This window comes from Bacillus sp. HY001 (assembly GCF_007558965.1).
Lineage (GTDB): Bacteria > Bacillota > Bacilli > Bacillales > Bacillaceae_G > Bacillus_A > Bacillus_A mobilis.
In genome coordinates this window covers 1-275 of record NZ_VLTE01000417.1, presented here as the reverse complement: position 1 = coordinate 275, position 275 = coordinate 1, and the positions used below count along the sequence as shown (strand labels likewise).

1 pseudogene is annotated in these 275 nt (G+C 39.3%); it reads left to right on the top strand.

The window, feature by feature from the left end:
* A pseudogene (locus tag FOT98_RS32045) lies at positions 1–275 on the top strand (S-(hydroxymethyl)glutathione dehydrogenase); the annotation flags it as partial.

Sequence of the window (275 nt, the reverse complement as noted above, 5' to 3'; positions counted from 1 at the left end):
AAATTCTGTCGTTCTGGTAAAACAAACCTATGTAGTGCAGTACGAGAAACACAAGGTAAAGGTTTAATGCCTGATGGAACAACTCGTTTCTCTTATAAAGGAGAGCCACTTTATCATTACATGGGGACTAGTACATTCAGTGAATATACAGTTGTGAATGAAATTAACTTAGCGAAGATCGACGAAAATGCTCCGTTAGATAAAGTTGCCTTATTAGGTTGTGGTGTGACTACAGGTATTGGTGCGGTACACAACACTGCAAAAGTGGAAGAAGG